General features: G+C 62.7%; 15 protein-coding genes and 2 pseudogenes. 10 read left to right on the forward strand and 7 right to left on the reverse strand.

The window, feature by feature from the left end; genetic code table 11:
• Positions 1-28 precede the first annotated feature (28 nt).
• The 3 genes and pseudogenes from H2052_RS12035 to H2052_RS12045 form a co-directional block, all read left to right on the forward strand.
• Positions 29-1,141: a prolyl oligopeptidase family serine peptidase gene (locus H2052_RS12035; protein WP_293781952.1), complete on the forward strand. Its 1,113-nt coding sequence runs from the start codon at positions 29-31 to the stop codon at positions 1,139-1,141.
• Positions 1,138-2,175 (forward strand): SMP-30/gluconolactonase/LRE family protein, encoded by a 1,038-nt coding sequence (locus tag H2052_RS12040; protein WP_293781954.1) that lies wholly within the window; start codon positions 1,138-1,140, stop codon positions 2,173-2,175. Before H2052_RS12035 ends, H2052_RS12040 begins: the two co-directional genes overlap by 4 nt.
• Positions 2,176-2,280: 105 nt before the next feature.
• Positions 2,281-2,707 (forward strand): annotated as a pseudogene (locus tag H2052_RS12045) (FAD-dependent oxidoreductase); the annotation flags it as partial.
• On the opposite strand, the pseudogene H2052_RS12050 reads toward H2052_RS12045, so the two are convergent.
• A pseudogene (locus H2052_RS12050) lies at positions 2,704-2,871 on the reverse strand (tyrosine-type recombinase/integrase); the annotation flags it as partial. The pseudogenes H2052_RS12045 and H2052_RS12050 overlap by 4 nt on opposite strands.
• A gap of 240 nt (positions 2,872-3,111) precedes the next feature.
• Here H2052_RS12050 and H2052_RS12055 point away from each other — a divergent pair.
• Complete coding sequence (locus H2052_RS12055; RefSeq protein WP_293781956.1) at positions 3,112-3,813, forward strand: alpha/beta hydrolase; 702 nt, start codon at positions 3,112-3,114, stop codon at positions 3,811-3,813.
• Between the two features lie 46 nt (positions 3,814-3,859).
• Here the strand turns inward: H2052_RS12055 and H2052_RS12060 are convergent, their stop codons facing one another.
• Positions 3,860-5,995, reverse strand: coding sequence for a TonB-dependent receptor (locus H2052_RS12060; RefSeq protein ID WP_293781958.1), 2,136 nt, complete (start codon positions 5,993-5,995; stop codon positions 3,860-3,862).
• Positions 5,996-6,163: 168 nt separating this feature from the next.
• On the opposite strand from H2052_RS12060, the gene H2052_RS12065 reads away from it, so the two are divergent.
• The 4 genes from H2052_RS12065 to H2052_RS12080 all read left to right on the forward strand — a co-directional run bounded on the left by H2052_RS12065 (position 6,164) and on the right by H2052_RS12080 (position 9,091).
• Positions 6,164-6,574 carry a RidA family protein gene (locus tag H2052_RS12065; protein WP_293781960.1) on the forward strand — a complete coding sequence of 137 codons (411 nt, stop codon included), beginning with the start codon at positions 6,164-6,166 and terminating at the stop codon, positions 6,572-6,574.
• A 16-nt stretch (positions 6,575-6,590) separates the two neighbouring features.
• Positions 6,591-7,601 (forward strand): Rieske 2Fe-2S domain-containing protein, encoded by a 1,011-nt coding sequence (locus H2052_RS12070; protein WP_293781962.1) that lies wholly within the window; start codon positions 6,591-6,593, stop codon positions 7,599-7,601.
• Between the two features lie 14 nt (positions 7,602-7,615).
• Positions 7,616-8,245, forward strand: coding sequence for an MSMEG_1061 family FMN-dependent PPOX-type flavoprotein (locus tag H2052_RS12075; RefSeq protein ID WP_293781964.1), 630 nt, complete (start codon positions 7,616-7,618; stop codon positions 8,243-8,245).
• 96 nt (positions 8,246-8,341) lie between these two features.
• Complete coding sequence (locus H2052_RS12080; protein ID WP_293781966.1) at positions 8,342-9,091, forward strand: FCD domain-containing protein; 750 nt, start codon at positions 8,342-8,344, stop codon at positions 9,089-9,091.
• Between the two features lie 165 nt (positions 9,092-9,256).
• Here the strand turns inward: H2052_RS12080 and H2052_RS12085 are convergent, their stop codons facing one another.
• From H2052_RS12085 to H2052_RS12100, 4 genes are all read right to left on the reverse strand, one after another.
• Entirely contained in the window at positions 9,257-9,844 is a 588-nt protein-coding gene (locus H2052_RS12085; RefSeq protein WP_293781968.1) for a zeta toxin family protein, read from the reverse strand.
• Positions 9,841-10,197 carry a ParD-like family protein gene (locus tag H2052_RS12090; RefSeq protein WP_293781970.1) on the reverse strand — a complete coding sequence of 119 codons (357 nt, stop codon included), beginning with the start codon at positions 10,195-10,197 and terminating at the stop codon, positions 9,841-9,843. The genes H2052_RS12085 and H2052_RS12090 overlap by 4 nt, the downstream gene beginning before the upstream one ends.
• A gap of 187 nt (positions 10,198-10,384) precedes the next feature.
• On the reverse strand, positions 10,385-10,768 hold the full coding sequence (locus H2052_RS12095; RefSeq protein WP_293781972.1) for a response regulator: 384 nt from the start codon (positions 10,766-10,768) through the stop codon (positions 10,385-10,387).
• Between the two features lie 34 nt (positions 10,769-10,802).
• Positions 10,803-11,492 carry an alternative oxidase gene (locus H2052_RS12100; RefSeq protein ID WP_293781974.1) on the reverse strand — a complete coding sequence of 230 codons (690 nt, stop codon included), beginning with the start codon at positions 11,490-11,492 and terminating at the stop codon, positions 10,803-10,805.
• Between the two features lie 186 nt (positions 11,493-11,678).
• Between H2052_RS12100 and H2052_RS12105 the strand changes: the two genes are divergently transcribed.
• Positions 11,679-13,133, forward strand: coding sequence for a PAS domain-containing sensor histidine kinase (locus H2052_RS12105; RefSeq protein ID WP_293781976.1), 1,455 nt, complete (start codon positions 11,679-11,681; stop codon positions 13,131-13,133).
• Positions 13,123-13,734, forward strand: coding sequence for a response regulator FixJ (gene fixJ / locus H2052_RS12110; RefSeq protein WP_293781978.1), 612 nt, complete (start codon positions 13,123-13,125; stop codon positions 13,732-13,734). The genes H2052_RS12105 and fixJ overlap by 11 nt, the downstream gene beginning before the upstream one ends.
• 15 nt (positions 13,735-13,749) lie before the next feature.
• Here the strand turns inward: fixJ and H2052_RS12115 are convergent, their stop codons facing one another.
• Positions 13,750-14,967, reverse strand: a complete 1,218-nt coding sequence (locus tag H2052_RS12115; protein WP_293781980.1) for an NnrS family protein — start codon at positions 14,965-14,967, stop codon at positions 13,750-13,752.
• Positions 14,968-14,972 lie beyond the last annotated feature (5 nt).

A 14,972-nucleotide genomic window follows, 5' to 3' on the forward strand; every position in this document is an offset into this window, starting at 1 on the left:
TCCCGGAAATTACGTCTGGAATCTGTCCGTGAACATCTGCCTCAACATGGGCGGCGTGATGGGTGAGATCGACCCAGCCAACGATCTCGTGCGCGCGGTCTCGCGCGAAGGCGAGGACAAAGGGACCGAAGCCTTTTTTGCCGCGTGGGGCGCGCTCGCCGACCGCGTCCGCGGCAATGCGGCGCGCGACGACGAGGCAGGACACGCCGCGAGCGCGGCGGAGAAATATGCGCGGGCGGCCGCCTATTATATTACCGCCGAGCGGATGCAGGCGCGTGACTATGAGCCTCGCAAGGCAATGTATCGCACCATGCTCGATACGATGGATCGCTTCTACGCCACGAGTGACCTTGGCGCTGTGCGGGTTGAATTTCCCTATGCCGACAGTCGATTGTCTGCGGTGTTCGTTCCAGGAGAGGGCACGGGGCCGCGCCCCTGCATGGTCTTTAGCAACGGTCTCGACAGTACCAAGGAGATGGTGCTGCTCACGCTTCGCGACCGTTTTGCGAAACGCGGAATCTCGACGCTCGTGCTCGACCAGCCCGGCGTGGGCGAAGCGCTGCGCCTGAATGGGCTGCACGCGCGGTACGACACCGAACATTGGGCAAGCTTGGCGGTCGACTATCTCCTGACCCGCGCCGACATCGACCCCCGGCGGATCGGAATGATGGGTTGGTCGATGGGCGGCTATTACGCGCCGCGCGCCTTGGCCTATGAGCCGCGCTTTGCGATCGGCGCGGTGTGGGGCGGTAATCACGACTGGGGCGGCCACCAGAAGGCGCGGCTAGCGCGCGAAGGCGACATGCCCGTCCCGCACTATTGGGACCATGTAATGTGGGTTTGGGGCCAGAAGGACATGGACGCATTCATGGCGCTGATGGACAAGGTCAATCTCAACGGACACCTCGACAATATCCGCGTGCCTTTCCTGGTGACCCACGGCGGCAACGACCGCCAGATCCCCGTCAGATACGCCGAAATGTCATACGATCAGGCGGTCAACAGCCCGGACCGCGAATTGAAGATTTTTGGCCCCGATGAGGGGGGTATCGAGCATTGTGGGGCCGACAATATGGAGCCGGTGCAAAATTTTATCGGCGACTGGCTCGCCGATCGCTTTGCAAAGATGGCGGCAACATGACGATCATCAAGCATTCGGCGGGGCCGAACCCGCTGCGCGACTTCCGCGTCGATCCGCAGCAGATCCGCTATACCGGACGCGCTCTCCAGCGGCCCGAGTGCATTCTTGCAGAGCGCGACGGCACCTTATGGAGTGCGGACGCGCGGGGCGGTGTGATGCGCATTGCGCCTGACGAAACGCAGCGCCTGATCGCCCAGGCTCCCGATCCGCATTTCGACCTTACCGCCGATGCGGCGGACAGCTTGCTGGCGGGGACGCTGCCCAACGGCCTCGCTTTTACGGCTGATGGCGATATCTTGATCTCGAACTTCGGCACCGATCGCCTCGAGCGAATGACCCGCGAAGGCGAAACGCGGGTCATTCTCGACAGCATCGATGGCCAGCCGCTGGGCAAGGTCAATTTTGTCCTTCGCGACAGCAAGAACCGCATCTGGGTGACCATTTCGACGATGGTCAACCCGTGGAGCGATGCGATCCGCAAGGATCTTGCCGACGGTTCGATCTTGCTCATGGACGACAAGGGCGCGCGCGTCGTCGCCGACGGCTTCCATTTCACCAATGAGATCCGCCTCGATGCGAAAGAAGAGTGGCTCTATGTTGCCGAGACGACAGGGAAGCGCGTCTCGCGGCTCCGCGTGCAGCCCGACGGCTCGCTGACAGATAGGGAGGTTTATGGTCCGTCTTCGCTCGGCGACGGGGTGATAGATGGCATCGCCTTCGATTCCTTCGGCAATCTTTGGGCAACGATGATCTTCGCAGACCGGCTCGTCGCGATCACGCCCGAAGGGGACATGATAGAATTGATGAACGATGGAAATCCCCAAGGCACGGCCGCTTTCGAGGCGGCCTTTGCAACCGGCAATGCCGTGTCCTTCGATGTACTGATGGGGGCGTCCGGCACGATCTGCCCCTGGCTCGCCAGTGTCACGTTCGGCGGCCCCGGCCTTTCCACCGTCTATCTGGGCGGACTGCGCAGCACGAATATTCCCAGCTTCATAAGTCCGGTACCCGGGTTGCCGATGGTGCATTGGTGAGGGCAGGGTGAACACGCGATCTGTGACATTCGACGTGTTAATCGTCGGGGCCGGTCACGGCGGCGCGCAGGTGGCGGTGATGCTGCGGACGCAAAAGTGCGAAGGCAGCATCGCGAACATGGCGTCGATCTGCGCCTTGGCGTCTGTGTCCATGCGATCGAAGGCGTCGATCGCGTGACCGGAGTCCGGCTTACCGACGGGGAGTTGATCGCCGCCGATCTCGTGATCGTCGGCATCGGCATCCTGCCTGCGGTTGAACGGCTGATCGCGGCGGGCGCCGAGGGCGGAAATGGCGTCCTCATCGACCGGCTCTGCAAGACCAGCCTGCCCGACATCTATGCAATCGGCGGCAGCGCCGCGCATGTGAATGACTTTGCCGAGGATGCGACGATCCGGCTCGAACCGGTGCAGAATGCTAATGATCAGGCAAATGTTGTCGGCAAGGGCATCGTCGGCGACGATGCGCACCTGTCATGCGATCCCCTGGTTCTGGTCGAACCAATATGACCTGAAACTCCAGACCGCGGGTCTGCCCTCGCGCCCCCACACCCGCAACAGCGCCAGCAGATGCGGCGAGAGCATCGCGTTGCGGTCCCGCGCACCTTTGCCCTGTTCAACACGAAGCAGCATGCGCTCGCTGTCGATATCGTCGACGTTGAGATGCGCGACCTCGGACACAGGAAGGCCCGCGCCATACGTGGCAGATGTAGACTTGGTTGGCTCCTCATTGTTGAAGGAACTCCATGTTCGGTGGACGACCTATCTCCGCCCAAAGTCCCTAAATATCACGCTATGCCACCCCACGCGACAATCCCGCGCGAGCGGGTTCGTGCATGTCGGCGCTAACGGAAGAGCTTAACCGGTACAAAGCCGATGAGCAAAAAAATCTGTCAGACAGATATTGAGGCCCAAGCTCAGTTCGTTTAGTCTTTGCCTATGAGCTCACCTTTCATCGTCTTGATTCACGGCGCCTGGCTGGGCGGATGGTGTTGGCGTCCGCTGCGGGCCGAGCTCCGGAAGTTCGGCTTCGAGTCCCACGCTCCCACACTGACGGGGCTTGCCGAACGTACGCATTTGGGCACGGCAAACACCGGCCTTGCCGAACATACGGTTGATATTCTGGAGACGCTGACGTTTCTGGACAGTGAGAATATCGCCCTTGTCGGACACAGCTATGGAGCGGTGGTGGCTGCCGAAGTCGCCGCTGCCAGGCCCGATCTTGTCAGCCACCTTATCATTCTCGACGGCTTTACGCTCCAGCGTCGGCAATCGCTTTTCGCCAAGCACCCGGAGCTTCGTGATGTGTTTGCACCGCTGATCACCGAGGAGGCAGCCGGATACATTCAGCCGCCGAATTCGGCATTTCTGGGTCTTCCCGAAACGGCGGAAGCGCAGAAGGTCGTGGAACGCCTGCGCCCCATGCCGCTGAGAGGATTCACCGACGCGGCGCAGTATGATGGTCCCGTGCAATGCCGCCGCGACTATGTGCGTTTTACAGGCTTCCCGTTCTTCGAGACAACCGCGGCGGAAGCTGATGCCGAAGGGTGGGAGGTCAGCACGATCGAGGCCGGACATATGGCGATCACCACCCATGCAGGCGCTGTCGCCGCACGCCTCCGCGAAGTCCTTGCCCGCTGATCGGCAACAAGCGGATGCCCGACCGCCAGTCGGGCATCCGGTATAATCAGAAGCTGTAGGTCAGTTCGATTCCATAGGTTGCACCGACGGCAGGATAGTAGACGTCGATTCCGAGCGGATGGCCGGAGGTGGTGAAAGGCTGGTATTCTCCTGTCACTTTCTCCGACAGCGCGTTCTTCACCCAACCGGTGACAGTCCAGCGACCATCCGCCTCTCGTACCCCGGCGCGCAGGTTGACGAGGTTCGCTGACGGACGGCGGTAATCGTTTTCCAGATCCCAGTAGAACCCACTCGTGTGGCGGAATTCCGGGCGCACGTAGAGGTTCAGATCGTCGGCAACGGGTATGTCGATGTCGAGGCCGACGTTGGCGGTGTAACGCGAGATGCGTGGTGGGCGATTGCCGATATACTCAGCCGTGGAGCCGCCGAAGCCGGGCGGCGGGGTGAAGCCGCGAATCTTCGGATCCGCGTAGCCGAGGCTGGCGCTCAGCGTGAAGCCCTCGACCAGTCGGAAGGCGCCCGCGACCTCGAAACCTTCGATGCGTGTCTTGTCGATATTGATGCCGACGTTGGTCGCGCCGACGGCATCGAACAGCTTGAACTGTCCGTTGTCTAGATCGGTTCGGAAAATCGCGGCATCGAGGATGGCGCGCCCACCCAGCAGGCGCGCCTTGGTGCCGATTTCATAGTTGATTGCAGTTTCGGCCGCGATCACCGGATTGCCGAAGCTCGAGCCGCTGGCATTGAAATCGCCGCTGCGGAAACCCTTGCCTACCGAGGAATAGAGCATCCACGCCTCAGTTGGCTTGAAAGTCAGCGTGCCCTTCGGCTGCCACTTCGAAAAGCCGGCACGGCGGGTGCCTCCGGTGCCCGGATGCTGGGTGAGGTCGTCGTCATCGTAGCGGACGGCGACGGCGGCCTCCAGATTCGGGAGGATGTCGTATTCGACATTCGCGAAGCCGGACCAGGTCTCGTAGCGGTTGAGGTCGTTGCTCTGGCTGATCAGGAAATCCGCCTGCGTGGGCACCGGCATCAGCCCGAAGTAGAACGGGTCGACGAAAATGTCGGCGCCGATGCGCCGCTTCGAACGCACATGGTAGCCGCCGATGAGCCAACGGAGCGGCCCGTCGTCCGTGGACGTGAAGCGGAGCTCCTGGGAGAAGCCGCTTTCGCTCTGCGTCTGCTTGACCGCGAAGATATCGAGCGGCGAAAAGTCGAAGTCGGCCTCGACGTTTTCCGAAACATGCACATAGGCCAGAGTCAATGTCGCCGTGCCGAAACCGGATTCGACACTGAGTTTGCCCGACAGGTCGTGAAGCGTCCTCGGGTTGCGGCCCTCGCGATTGGCATCGAGCGGATCCGAACTTACCGAAGGGTCGCCCGAACGGCTCGTGATGTATGCGGGATCACGCCCCTTCGCATCGGAATAGGTGTACTTGATGTCCACCTCGATCGTGTCGGCAGGCGTAACGATCGCGCGCAGCCGCCCCGTCAGGTCTTTCATCTTGTCCGAATAAGCACCGGTCGTGACGTTCTCTACCTGGCCGCGCCGGTCGGTGAACGAGACGCCGGCGAGAACGGAGAGCAAGCCGGGAACAACGGGACCGCTTATGCTCGCTTTCGCGCGCCACTCCTCGCCGCGACCGTAGCCTGCGAGCATTCGGGTCTCGAACGTGTCACCCGGCTTGCGGCTCGTGATGTTGACGGCGCCGGCGATTGCGTTCCGCCCGTAAATGGCTCCCTGCGGCCCTTTCAGGACTTCGACCTGCTGCAGATCGAATTCATCGACGTTGAACTGGAGAGGCGAGATCGTGAGCACGCCGTCCACCACGATCGCGGCCGGGGGCGGCGCGTACTGGCTTTGGCCTTGCCCGCGAATCGTGAGGAAGTTCGTGCCGAGATTGAGCGCATTGTCAAAGCTGACGTTCGGTGTGAGGTTGGCGATGTCGCCGATGCCCTGAATGCCCGATTTTGCAATCTCCTCGGATGTCAGAACCGTAACCGCAATCGGTACGTCCTGAAGGGCTTCATTCCGGCGGCGGGCGCTGATGACGATTTCGTCGCCGTTTGCCACGGTGCTTCCATTCGCGATCGTCTCGGCGCGCGCTTCGAAGCCTCCCGTCAGGGCTCCGACGGCTGCCGTACAGCAGGCCAGGCTGAGCATCCCCTTTTTGCTTCGCATAATCACTCTCCCTTCATTCTCGAATTGACCCGATCTTTTGTCAGGCTGTCAGACAGATGACAGAAGGCTGATACGTTGGCAATGATATTTCATCGCGGATCTGGGCCGAGGTTGTCATTGACGGGCAATTTCAAATCTGTCAGACAGCCGGACCAATGGAGACGAGTTATGCACGATGACAACCGCTTTTTCCTCCCCGAATGGCAGGCCGCTCAGCAGCAGATCGGCTTTGCACAGGCGGTAAGCGACGGCAGGCTTCTGCACGTCTCGGGCACTGCCAGTCTGGATGCGGATTTCAGGCCGCTTCACGTCGGCGATTTCAATGCGCAGTTTGAATTCGTCTACCACCAGATCGGCCGCACGCTTGCCGGGTTCGGGCTGGGTTTCGGCGATGTTGTTCGGGAGGTCATGTACGTTACCGACATGGACGCGCTCGGCGCCGCGATACCGCGACGCAAGGCCTTTTACGGACGTGGCCCTTTCCCGGCCTCTACGGGCGTTGAGGTCAGGCGGCTGCTTTTTCCCGAGCTTCTGGTGGAAATTCAGGTCGATGCGCTCCTGCCCGGCCAACGAAACTGATCGAAAGGCACGAAGAATGGCGACAGTCATCCAAACCGATACGGCGCGGCCGCGCAGGCGCCGCCTGCTGGGCGAACATGTTCCGATGGAGGGCGAAAGCGGGCTATATACGCAAAGCTGGTTTCCCATCTGCATGTCCGCCGATATCGGCCTTGGAGAGGTGAAGGGGTTCCCGTTCCTCGGCGGTCGTGTCATCGCCTTCCGCGGTACAGATGGCACCGCGCAGGTAACCAGTGCTTACTGCTCGCACCTCGGCGCCGACATTTCCGTCGGCAAGGTGGTCGGCAACCACGTGCAGTGCCCGTATCATATGTGGGAATTCAACAGGGAGGGCATCTGCCAGAAAACCGGCAGCGGTGACCCTGCGCCCCGACGGGCATCGCTGTTTGCCTTTCCCACACAGGAAAAGCATGGCCTCATCTGGGCATTCAACGGAGAGGAGCCGTGGTTCGCGATTCCGGACTGGCCTTTCCCGGATGCCGATATCCTCACCGATACGCAGGAATTCCCGGTGCCGATGAACATCGATCCGTGGATCATCTGCGCACAGACGCCCGATATCCAGCACCTCCTGTACCTGCACAAGTTCGACCTGAAAGGGCCCAACCCCGAAGGGAACGTGGCCTGGACGGATCACAGCATGTTCTATGACATGGACGGCCTCTGGGGCAGTCGGCGCATGACCATCCGTGCCGGTATCGTCGGCACGTCGATCTTCTTTCAGACGGGCACGCTCGATGGGCGCTGGTTCGGCTTCATGACCGCCATGGGTCTTCCCGCGCCATCACAGAGTCGCCTGTTCTCCGTTTTCGCGGCGGAGCGTACAGAGGACGAAGCCGAGGTCCGCGCCTTTCTGGAAGAGGCCCGCCTTCACGAGGTAGCAATCGCGATGGAGGATTCGGCGATCGGCCAGACGATCCATTTCCGCGTCGGCTCGCTGACGCGCGCGGATGCGACGCTGGCGCGTTTCCTGGATTATGTGCGCCGTTTTCCGCGCGCGCACCCGTCCGCCGAGTTCATCGATTAGCCGAGGAGTCTGCGATGACCGAGTCCGATCCTTACAAGATCTCAAGCATCGAGGAGCTACGACAGCATTACGATATGCCGAGCCCGCTGATCGTCAGATCGAAGTTCGATTTCATCCACGACTACATGATCCAGTACATGAAACTGGCACCGATCGTCTGCGTGGCGTCCGAGACGGAAGCCGGGCTCGATGCGTCACCGCGCGGCGGGGAGCCCGGTTTCGTCAAGGCTCTGGATCGCAAAACCGTGGCGTTTGCCGACTGGCCGGGCAACAACAAGATGGAGACCTTCTCCAACGTGATCGAGAACGGCCGCGTCGGCCTTCTCTTCATGGCGCCGAAGCTCGATACGTTCCTTCGGATCAACGGACCCGCAATCGTGACGCGAGAGCCCATTGTACTCGAACGGCTGGCAGAGCAGGGCAAGATTCCCAAGGCCGCGGTCAAGGTCAGCGTTCGCGAAGCCTATTTCCACTGCGGCAAGGCCTTCCGCCGGTCGCACCTGTGGAAACCTGAAGACTGGCCCGATGTCAGCGGCTTCCCGACCGTCGGCAAGGTTCTCGCCGACATGGCGAAGATCACGGAACTCAGCGTCGACCAGCTGAATGCCTTCTACGAACACGGCCTGACGCACGAGCTATACTGACCGGTCTTTGCCGCAAAGGCTCCCCGGCTGTATGACAGCTTTACAGATGGCGCGCGCTTGCTAAGGGATGCTGACGACGACAGCGCCGGGGATCGAATGAACAGGGACAAGGGTTCTCCAGAGGGTGGACAGGTTCGGCCGCACTATCTGGTCGACCAGGTCATCGAAGCGCTTCAGGACGCCATGGAGAAGGGCGTCTACAAGGTTGGAGACAGGCTTCCGCCCGAAATGAAGCTTGCCGCGCAGTTCGGCGTGGGCCGTTCGACCATCCGGGAAGCGCTGCGGGTGCTCAGCCACCTCAATCGGGTGGAAACGCGCACGGGTTCGGGCTCTTACGTGGTCGATCATCGTCGTGCGAAGGCGCAGACGCAAAGTGCGATGAGCCTCGACGAGGCGGCGGATATCTATGCGTTCCGCTATGCGGTTGAAGCACCGGCCGCCGAACAGGCAGCGCTCCGGCGCACCGCGCGCCAGATGAAGGCGATCCGGCAACTCCTTGAGCGGGCCAAGGAGCATCTGGAGGCCCAGGATATAAACGCGGTTGCGGCAGTGGATACCGATCTCCACATCGCCATCCTGGAAGCCGGCGAAAGCCGATTTGCTGCTGAACTCTACCGCACGCACCGCGCCCGCATCGAACAGGCATTCAAGGCACTTCTGCACTTCACCGGCCCTGCAGCGCCCGGCACATCGACCCGTTCTCTCCAGTCTTTGCACGACGACCTCGTCGCGGCGATCGAGCGGGGGGATAGTAAACTTGCGGCACGTCTCGTCAATCGCGACCGGAAGGAGGTCGAGATCTGGATCAGCCTTGCCCGCAAGCAAGGAAAGTCGAAGCACAAATAAGCAGGGATATCCTCTTCAGAAAGCGGCGCTGCGCTTTGAAATCGATTTTCATACCGGCCTGGGCGACTATGGCAGCGGCCTAATCCTCTCGATCGCGATGCCGGCACGGAACCTTTACCGGCTGATTTGTGAGCGTCTGAAGCCAGCCATCATCCGCAGAGAACCTTAGATCTCAAGGTCTGTTTTATAGATCAATCTGATCCAGCTCGGCAGGCGCGGCACCGCGAAGACCAGGCGTCCGTTGGCAAAGGTCAGGCCATGGCTCGGCGGCTGGTTGAGGCTTGAATTGTCGAAGACCATGCCGCGATCCGCTTTGAGAACCGCCGCGCGGATGAAAGGCGCACCGCGCGCATAGCGGGCACGGATTTTGTCCTCGGGGACGACATGTCCGCCCTCCTCGACGCGGGCGCCGACGCGCGCGACGGAGAGGTCTGGCGTGTCGACGCCGACATGCATCACGATGACGGTGTAACCGCGCGTGCGCGCTTCGTCGATGAGTTCAAGCTTGGAAGGGTGCGAGAAGACGGTCTCGGTCACGAAATCCCGACCCTCGGCGAGATAGTCGGTCCGGCGCGAAGACGCGATCCTGGCCGCTTTGTAAGACGCGGCGGGTGACGGATCGCGCAGGTCGTCGCGCTGGATGATGTCGGCGTTGATGAACGGCCCTGCGAAACTCGGCGCGACGCGGGTCTCGTAGAGTGTGGACTTGCCGGCACCGTTCGGCCCGGCAAGCACGATCATCGTCGGCTTCATCCGCGGCGGGCAGCCTTCTCACGCACGAGATTGCCGGCTGCGTCGAGGCCGACACCAAGCCCGAGCTGCCGCCGCCGGGCAAAGAAAGCCTCCTCGTCAGGCCCGGGCTGCCCCATTTTCTCGACAAAGCTGTCGAGCCAGACGTCCTTCTCCTCGTCGGTTAGTTCAGTGGTCCCGATGTCGCCGGCGAGCGCAGCGGTGATGCGGGCATGATCGAAATTGCCGGATTTTTCGATGGCGCGGCCGATGCGCACCCAATGGGCGATCTGACCGGCGATCGAGCGGCTCTGCAGCTCGGATTCGCGGCGCACGATCTTCATGATGTCGTCACCAAGCTTGATGGACTGGGCCATGGGTAACCTCCAGGCCGTTGGGTAGCATTTTGCTACCTAAACTTCAAGCGCGTCACTCAGCGCTCCGCCGCGGGTAGCCGGCGACCGAAGCTCTTTCGGAAGCCGGCACCACATATGTCCAAGGCATCCTTTGCAGACGTAATGCCTCCCCATTGCGCCCATATTCCTAGCGCTCTCGGCTCTTGCGTCATGCTGCTAGCGGGCCGTTGCTGATCCCAGCGGCCCGTCGAACCATTGCGATCAATGCGTCTCCGAGCAACGGCTTTTCAAGCAGCAGCGCGCGGGCATCCTTGACCCGCTGCCGAAACCGCCGGGTCGGATTGCTGGTGACCACGACGGCGGGCATGGCCGCGCCGCGGGCGCGGAGCCGTGCCAGCAGGGCAAGCGCGTCCACGTCGGGCAAGCGATGGTCGATCAACACGCACAGGCCCTCCAGTGGATCGGACGTCGCAAGGATATCGGCAGCGCTGGCATAGCTGGCAACCTCGTAGCCCTCGACCCCCATCGCAAAAGCGATCGAGGACCGTACGGCGGGATCGGCATCGATCAGGATGACAATGTTTTTCGACATGACGGCTCCCTTTCCGGCTGTCCCCCGCCGCGCATCATGCGGCCTCTTTCCAGCCCGGCTCGAGCGCGACGTGAGGGGGACAGCGGCCGACCGCGCCCTGCGGCAACCCCGCCAGCATGTTGGCGAAACCATGGTTGACGTCGCGGTGATGCGCCTCGTCCGCGCGCACGAGCAGAACCACGTCGCGCAGCGTTGCGTCGTCAGACAGGCGCCAGTAACGCTTCGCGATGTCGGGGGCAGCGACATTCTCGGACCGGCCTCCGTCGATCTCGGCGAGGTAATGCGTATAGCTGATGACAGCTTCTTCCTCGAAATAGCCGACGACGCGGTGCGCGGTGCGGGCGCTCACGAGGTAAAGCGCGAAGAAGGCGAGATAGAACAGCCACTGCACGCCGATGATGACGGCGCGTTCATACCAGGTGGGCCTGCAGATCTCGACGAATGTCATCAGGTGCATCCGCTCGTTCTCGGCCTCGTCCATCAGGGTCTTGATCCAGCCGCCATCGTCGCACATGCGACGGAGGCACCGCAGGTGGTTGATCGTCGCGCCGACCATACCCGGCACCGCGGCGACGGTTTCGAGCACAACCGCGCGGTGGCCGTAGCGGGCGGCAAAAAAAGTGTCGGCGGTCCAGCGCAGCGCCTTGGTGAAGCCGAGCGCGATGCGGTCTGGCAGGCCTTGCGGTTTGTGATGTATGGCAAGGTCGACGAGGGGAGGGGTCATGAGGCTGTCTCCTTTGGACACGGGCGCCAGAATTCGCGCAACGTGCTGGACCGCGCTGTAAAGCGTGACTGCGGGAGCCGAAACTTGGGTCTTTCTCCTACGGCGCACACCGGAGTTGAGTCTCCGCCGCCGCGCGCGCTGCGGCCATTGCCGGGGCTGCTCCGGGTTCGGCCCTTCTGGAGCCGCGTGAATGCGGCCGTCTGGACGCTCATCGCGTTCGGGGTGCTGGCGGCAGGCCTTGCAGCGCGACTCGGCTTCGATCCGCTGCTGGAGGAGCGCGCGACCTACATCTTCTTTGTGCCGGCGGTGGTGATCGCGGCGGTCAGGGGGCTTGTCCCCGCTCTGCTGCTGACGCTCGCTGGGGCTGCGGCGGGACTTCTTGCCGATGCGGTCACGGGGGATGTGCTGGCTGGTGACGGTATCGCAGCGATTGTTTTCGTGTGTATGGGCGCTGTCATTGCGCTGGGCGGCGGATGGCTGCAGCGTTCGCGCGAAAGCGAAGCGCTCACGCTGCGCGAGCTTGCGCGGCGCGAGGCGCATCTGACGTCGATCCTGCAAACGGTTCCTGATGCCATGATCGTGATCGACGAGGAGGGGCTCATCCGCGATTTCAGCGATGCGGCCGAACATCAGTTTGGATGGTCGGCCGATGAAGTCACCGGCAAGAATGTCAAGATTCTGATGCCGAGTCCCTATCGCGAGGCACATGACGGATACTTAAGGCGATATTATGCGACGGGCGAGCGTCGGATCATCGGCGTCGGCCGCGTCGTTGTCGGCGAGCGCAAGGACGGCTCGACCTTCCCGATGGAGCTGGCGGTCGGCGAAATGAATCTGGCAGGGGGGCGCTTCTTCACCGGCTTCGTTCGCGATCTCACCGAGCGACAGCAGACGGAGACGCGGCTCCAGGAACTGCAGAGCGAACTTGTTCATGTTTCGCGCCTGACGGCGCTCGGCGAGATGGCGTCAGCGCTCGCGCACGAGCTCAACCAGCCGCTCAGCGCGATCGGCAATTATCTGATGGGCAGCAAGATGCTCCTCGAGCGCGACGAAGTGCCCCAGGCGCGCGTCGCGGACGCCGTTGAAAAGGCCGCAGGCGAGGCCTTGCGTGCCGGCGAGATCATCCGCAGGCTTCGCGATTTCGTGGCGCGCGGAGAGACGGAGCGGCGCGTCGAGAGCCTGCCCAAGCTGATCGAGGAAGCAAGCGCGCTCGCGCTCGTCGGGGCAAAGGAGCACGGGATTCGCGTCCGCTTTCAGCTCAGCCCCGAGGTCGATCTGGTTCTCGTGGACAAGGTGCAGATCCAGCAGGTGATCCTCAACCTCATTCGCAATGCTGTTGAAGCGCTGGCCGGCGCGGAGCGCCGTGACCTTACCCTGTGTATCGACCCGGCGCGGGACGATATGGCGGTTGTCACGGTCAGCGATACCGGACGCGGGGTTTCGGCCGATGTTGCGGACCAGCTGTTTCGTCCATTCGTCACCACGAAACGCGATGGCATGGGCGTGGGGCTTTCCATCTGCCGCACGATCGTCGAAGCCCACGGCGGGCAGATCTGGGTGGAATCCGAAGGCACCGGGGGCGCGACGTTCCGGTTCACCGTGCCCAGCGTCGACAAGGAGGAGCTTAGCGATGGCCGATGATCCGACCGTGCATGTGATCGACGATGACGAGGGCGTTCGCGCGTCGCTTGCCTTCCTGCTCGACTGTTCGGGCATCGCCACGCAAACGCACGACTCCGCGGCCGATTTCCTGCGCGGCGTGCCGACGATGCGGCATGGCTGCATCATCACCGATGTCCGTATGCCCGGGATGAGCGGGATCGACTTGCTGGCGAGGCTCGAGACACTCGGGGTGACCGACCCCGTCATCGTGATTACGGGCCATGCCGACGTTCCGATGGCGATCCAGGCCCTGCGGGCCGGTGTTTCCGACTTCATTGAAAAGCCGTTCAGCGACGAGGCCATTCTCGTCGCCGTCCGGAGCGCGCTCGCCAAGTACCAGGGTCGGGGAGAGGCCGAGACCGAACGCGCCGAGATCGTGAAACGGCTCGCCACACTGTCGGGCCGCGAGCGCGAGGTAATGGACGGGCTTGTCGAGGGCAAGGCGAACAAGGTCATCGCCTTCGACCTCGACATCAGCGCGCGCACGGTGGAAGTCTACCGCGCGAACGCCATGACCAAGATGGGCGCCCGGACCTTGTCCGAGCTGGTCCGGATGGTCATGATTGCCCGGCTCGCCTGACCTGCTTTCCCATCCTCAGGGTCTGCCGTCGGGACGCGGCCCGGCAAGCATCGCTCCGTATGCGAGGATGAACAGCGCAAAGGCACCGCCCCAGAGGGTGCCGGCAAGGGCGAGCATTGGAACATAATCGAAGGGCAGCAGCGGCGCCGCCAGGCGCAGTGCCGCTCCGAGTGTAACGAGGCCGTAGATCGCGACCGTCACGGGATCGGCCTGCAACGCTCGGCCCGTGTGACCGAGCGTTGCCCTTGTCATCACCGCCAGCGTCATCGATGCCATCGCACCGGCGCCAAGTGCGTGCAGCGCGGACGAGGCAGGAAGGCCGGGCAGAAAGGTGCTTCCCCCCAGAAGCAGCATGCCGAGCGGCAGCCATGCATAAGAGATGTGGAGGATGATGACGAGCGGCTCGCGCATTGTTCGCAGCCCAGACCATCGCGCGAGCCGCGCCGCTTGCAGGATGCCTGCAAGAATGAGCAGTGCGCCGGCCGCCTGCGCTGCGGGCACCGTCGCCCAGGCGGCGAGCGCGGCCGCCGTCGCACCGAGCGCGAGGATGTCGAACCGGTCGGGCTGCCTCGGGAGATTTTCGGCGTGGCCTTCCCGGGAAAGCCAGTTGCGGGTGAATGACGGAATGATGCGTCCGCCGATCATCGCGATCAGCATCAGCACGAGCGCAAAGCCCATGCGCCAGCCGAGCCCGGCGAGCCCCGCGGCGCCGAGCGCCTCGGCATGGTCGAGGGCGTTGGCGACCGCAAGCAAGATGACCACGAGCACAATCGGGAGGTTGCGGTTGTTCGCGGCGATCACTTCGCGCGCCGCAACGACAGCCAGCGCGGCAAAGAATCCGACATCAAGGACGAGTGCGGTATGCGCGCCGACAACAGCCGAACTGAGCACCGCCAGGCGCGCCGCGAGCCAGAGCGCCGCCAGCGCGGCAAGGGGCATGCCTGCAACCGGCAGTCGCCCCGTCCAGTTGGGAATGGCGGTCAACAGAAAGCCGGCGATGATTCCCCCGAGATAGCCGAACAGCATCTCATGACGGTGCCAGGCGAGCGGATCGAATGCTGACGGCAGAATCAGGATGCCGGTCAGGGACAGAACCCACAGCGTGATGACGACGACTGCCCAAAGCGCACCGCCGAGAAAGAAGGGACGAAAGCCCGCGCGAAACAGCGGATGCGACTTCATGAGGCGGTCGTGGCGAGCGTGTTCGGCGGCCATGTTCGCTTTCTCTGCCATTGCGG

This window comes from Sphingosinicella sp. (genome assembly GCF_013911755.1).
GTDB lineage: Bacteria > Pseudomonadota > Alphaproteobacteria > Sphingomonadales > Sphingomonadaceae > Sphingosinicella.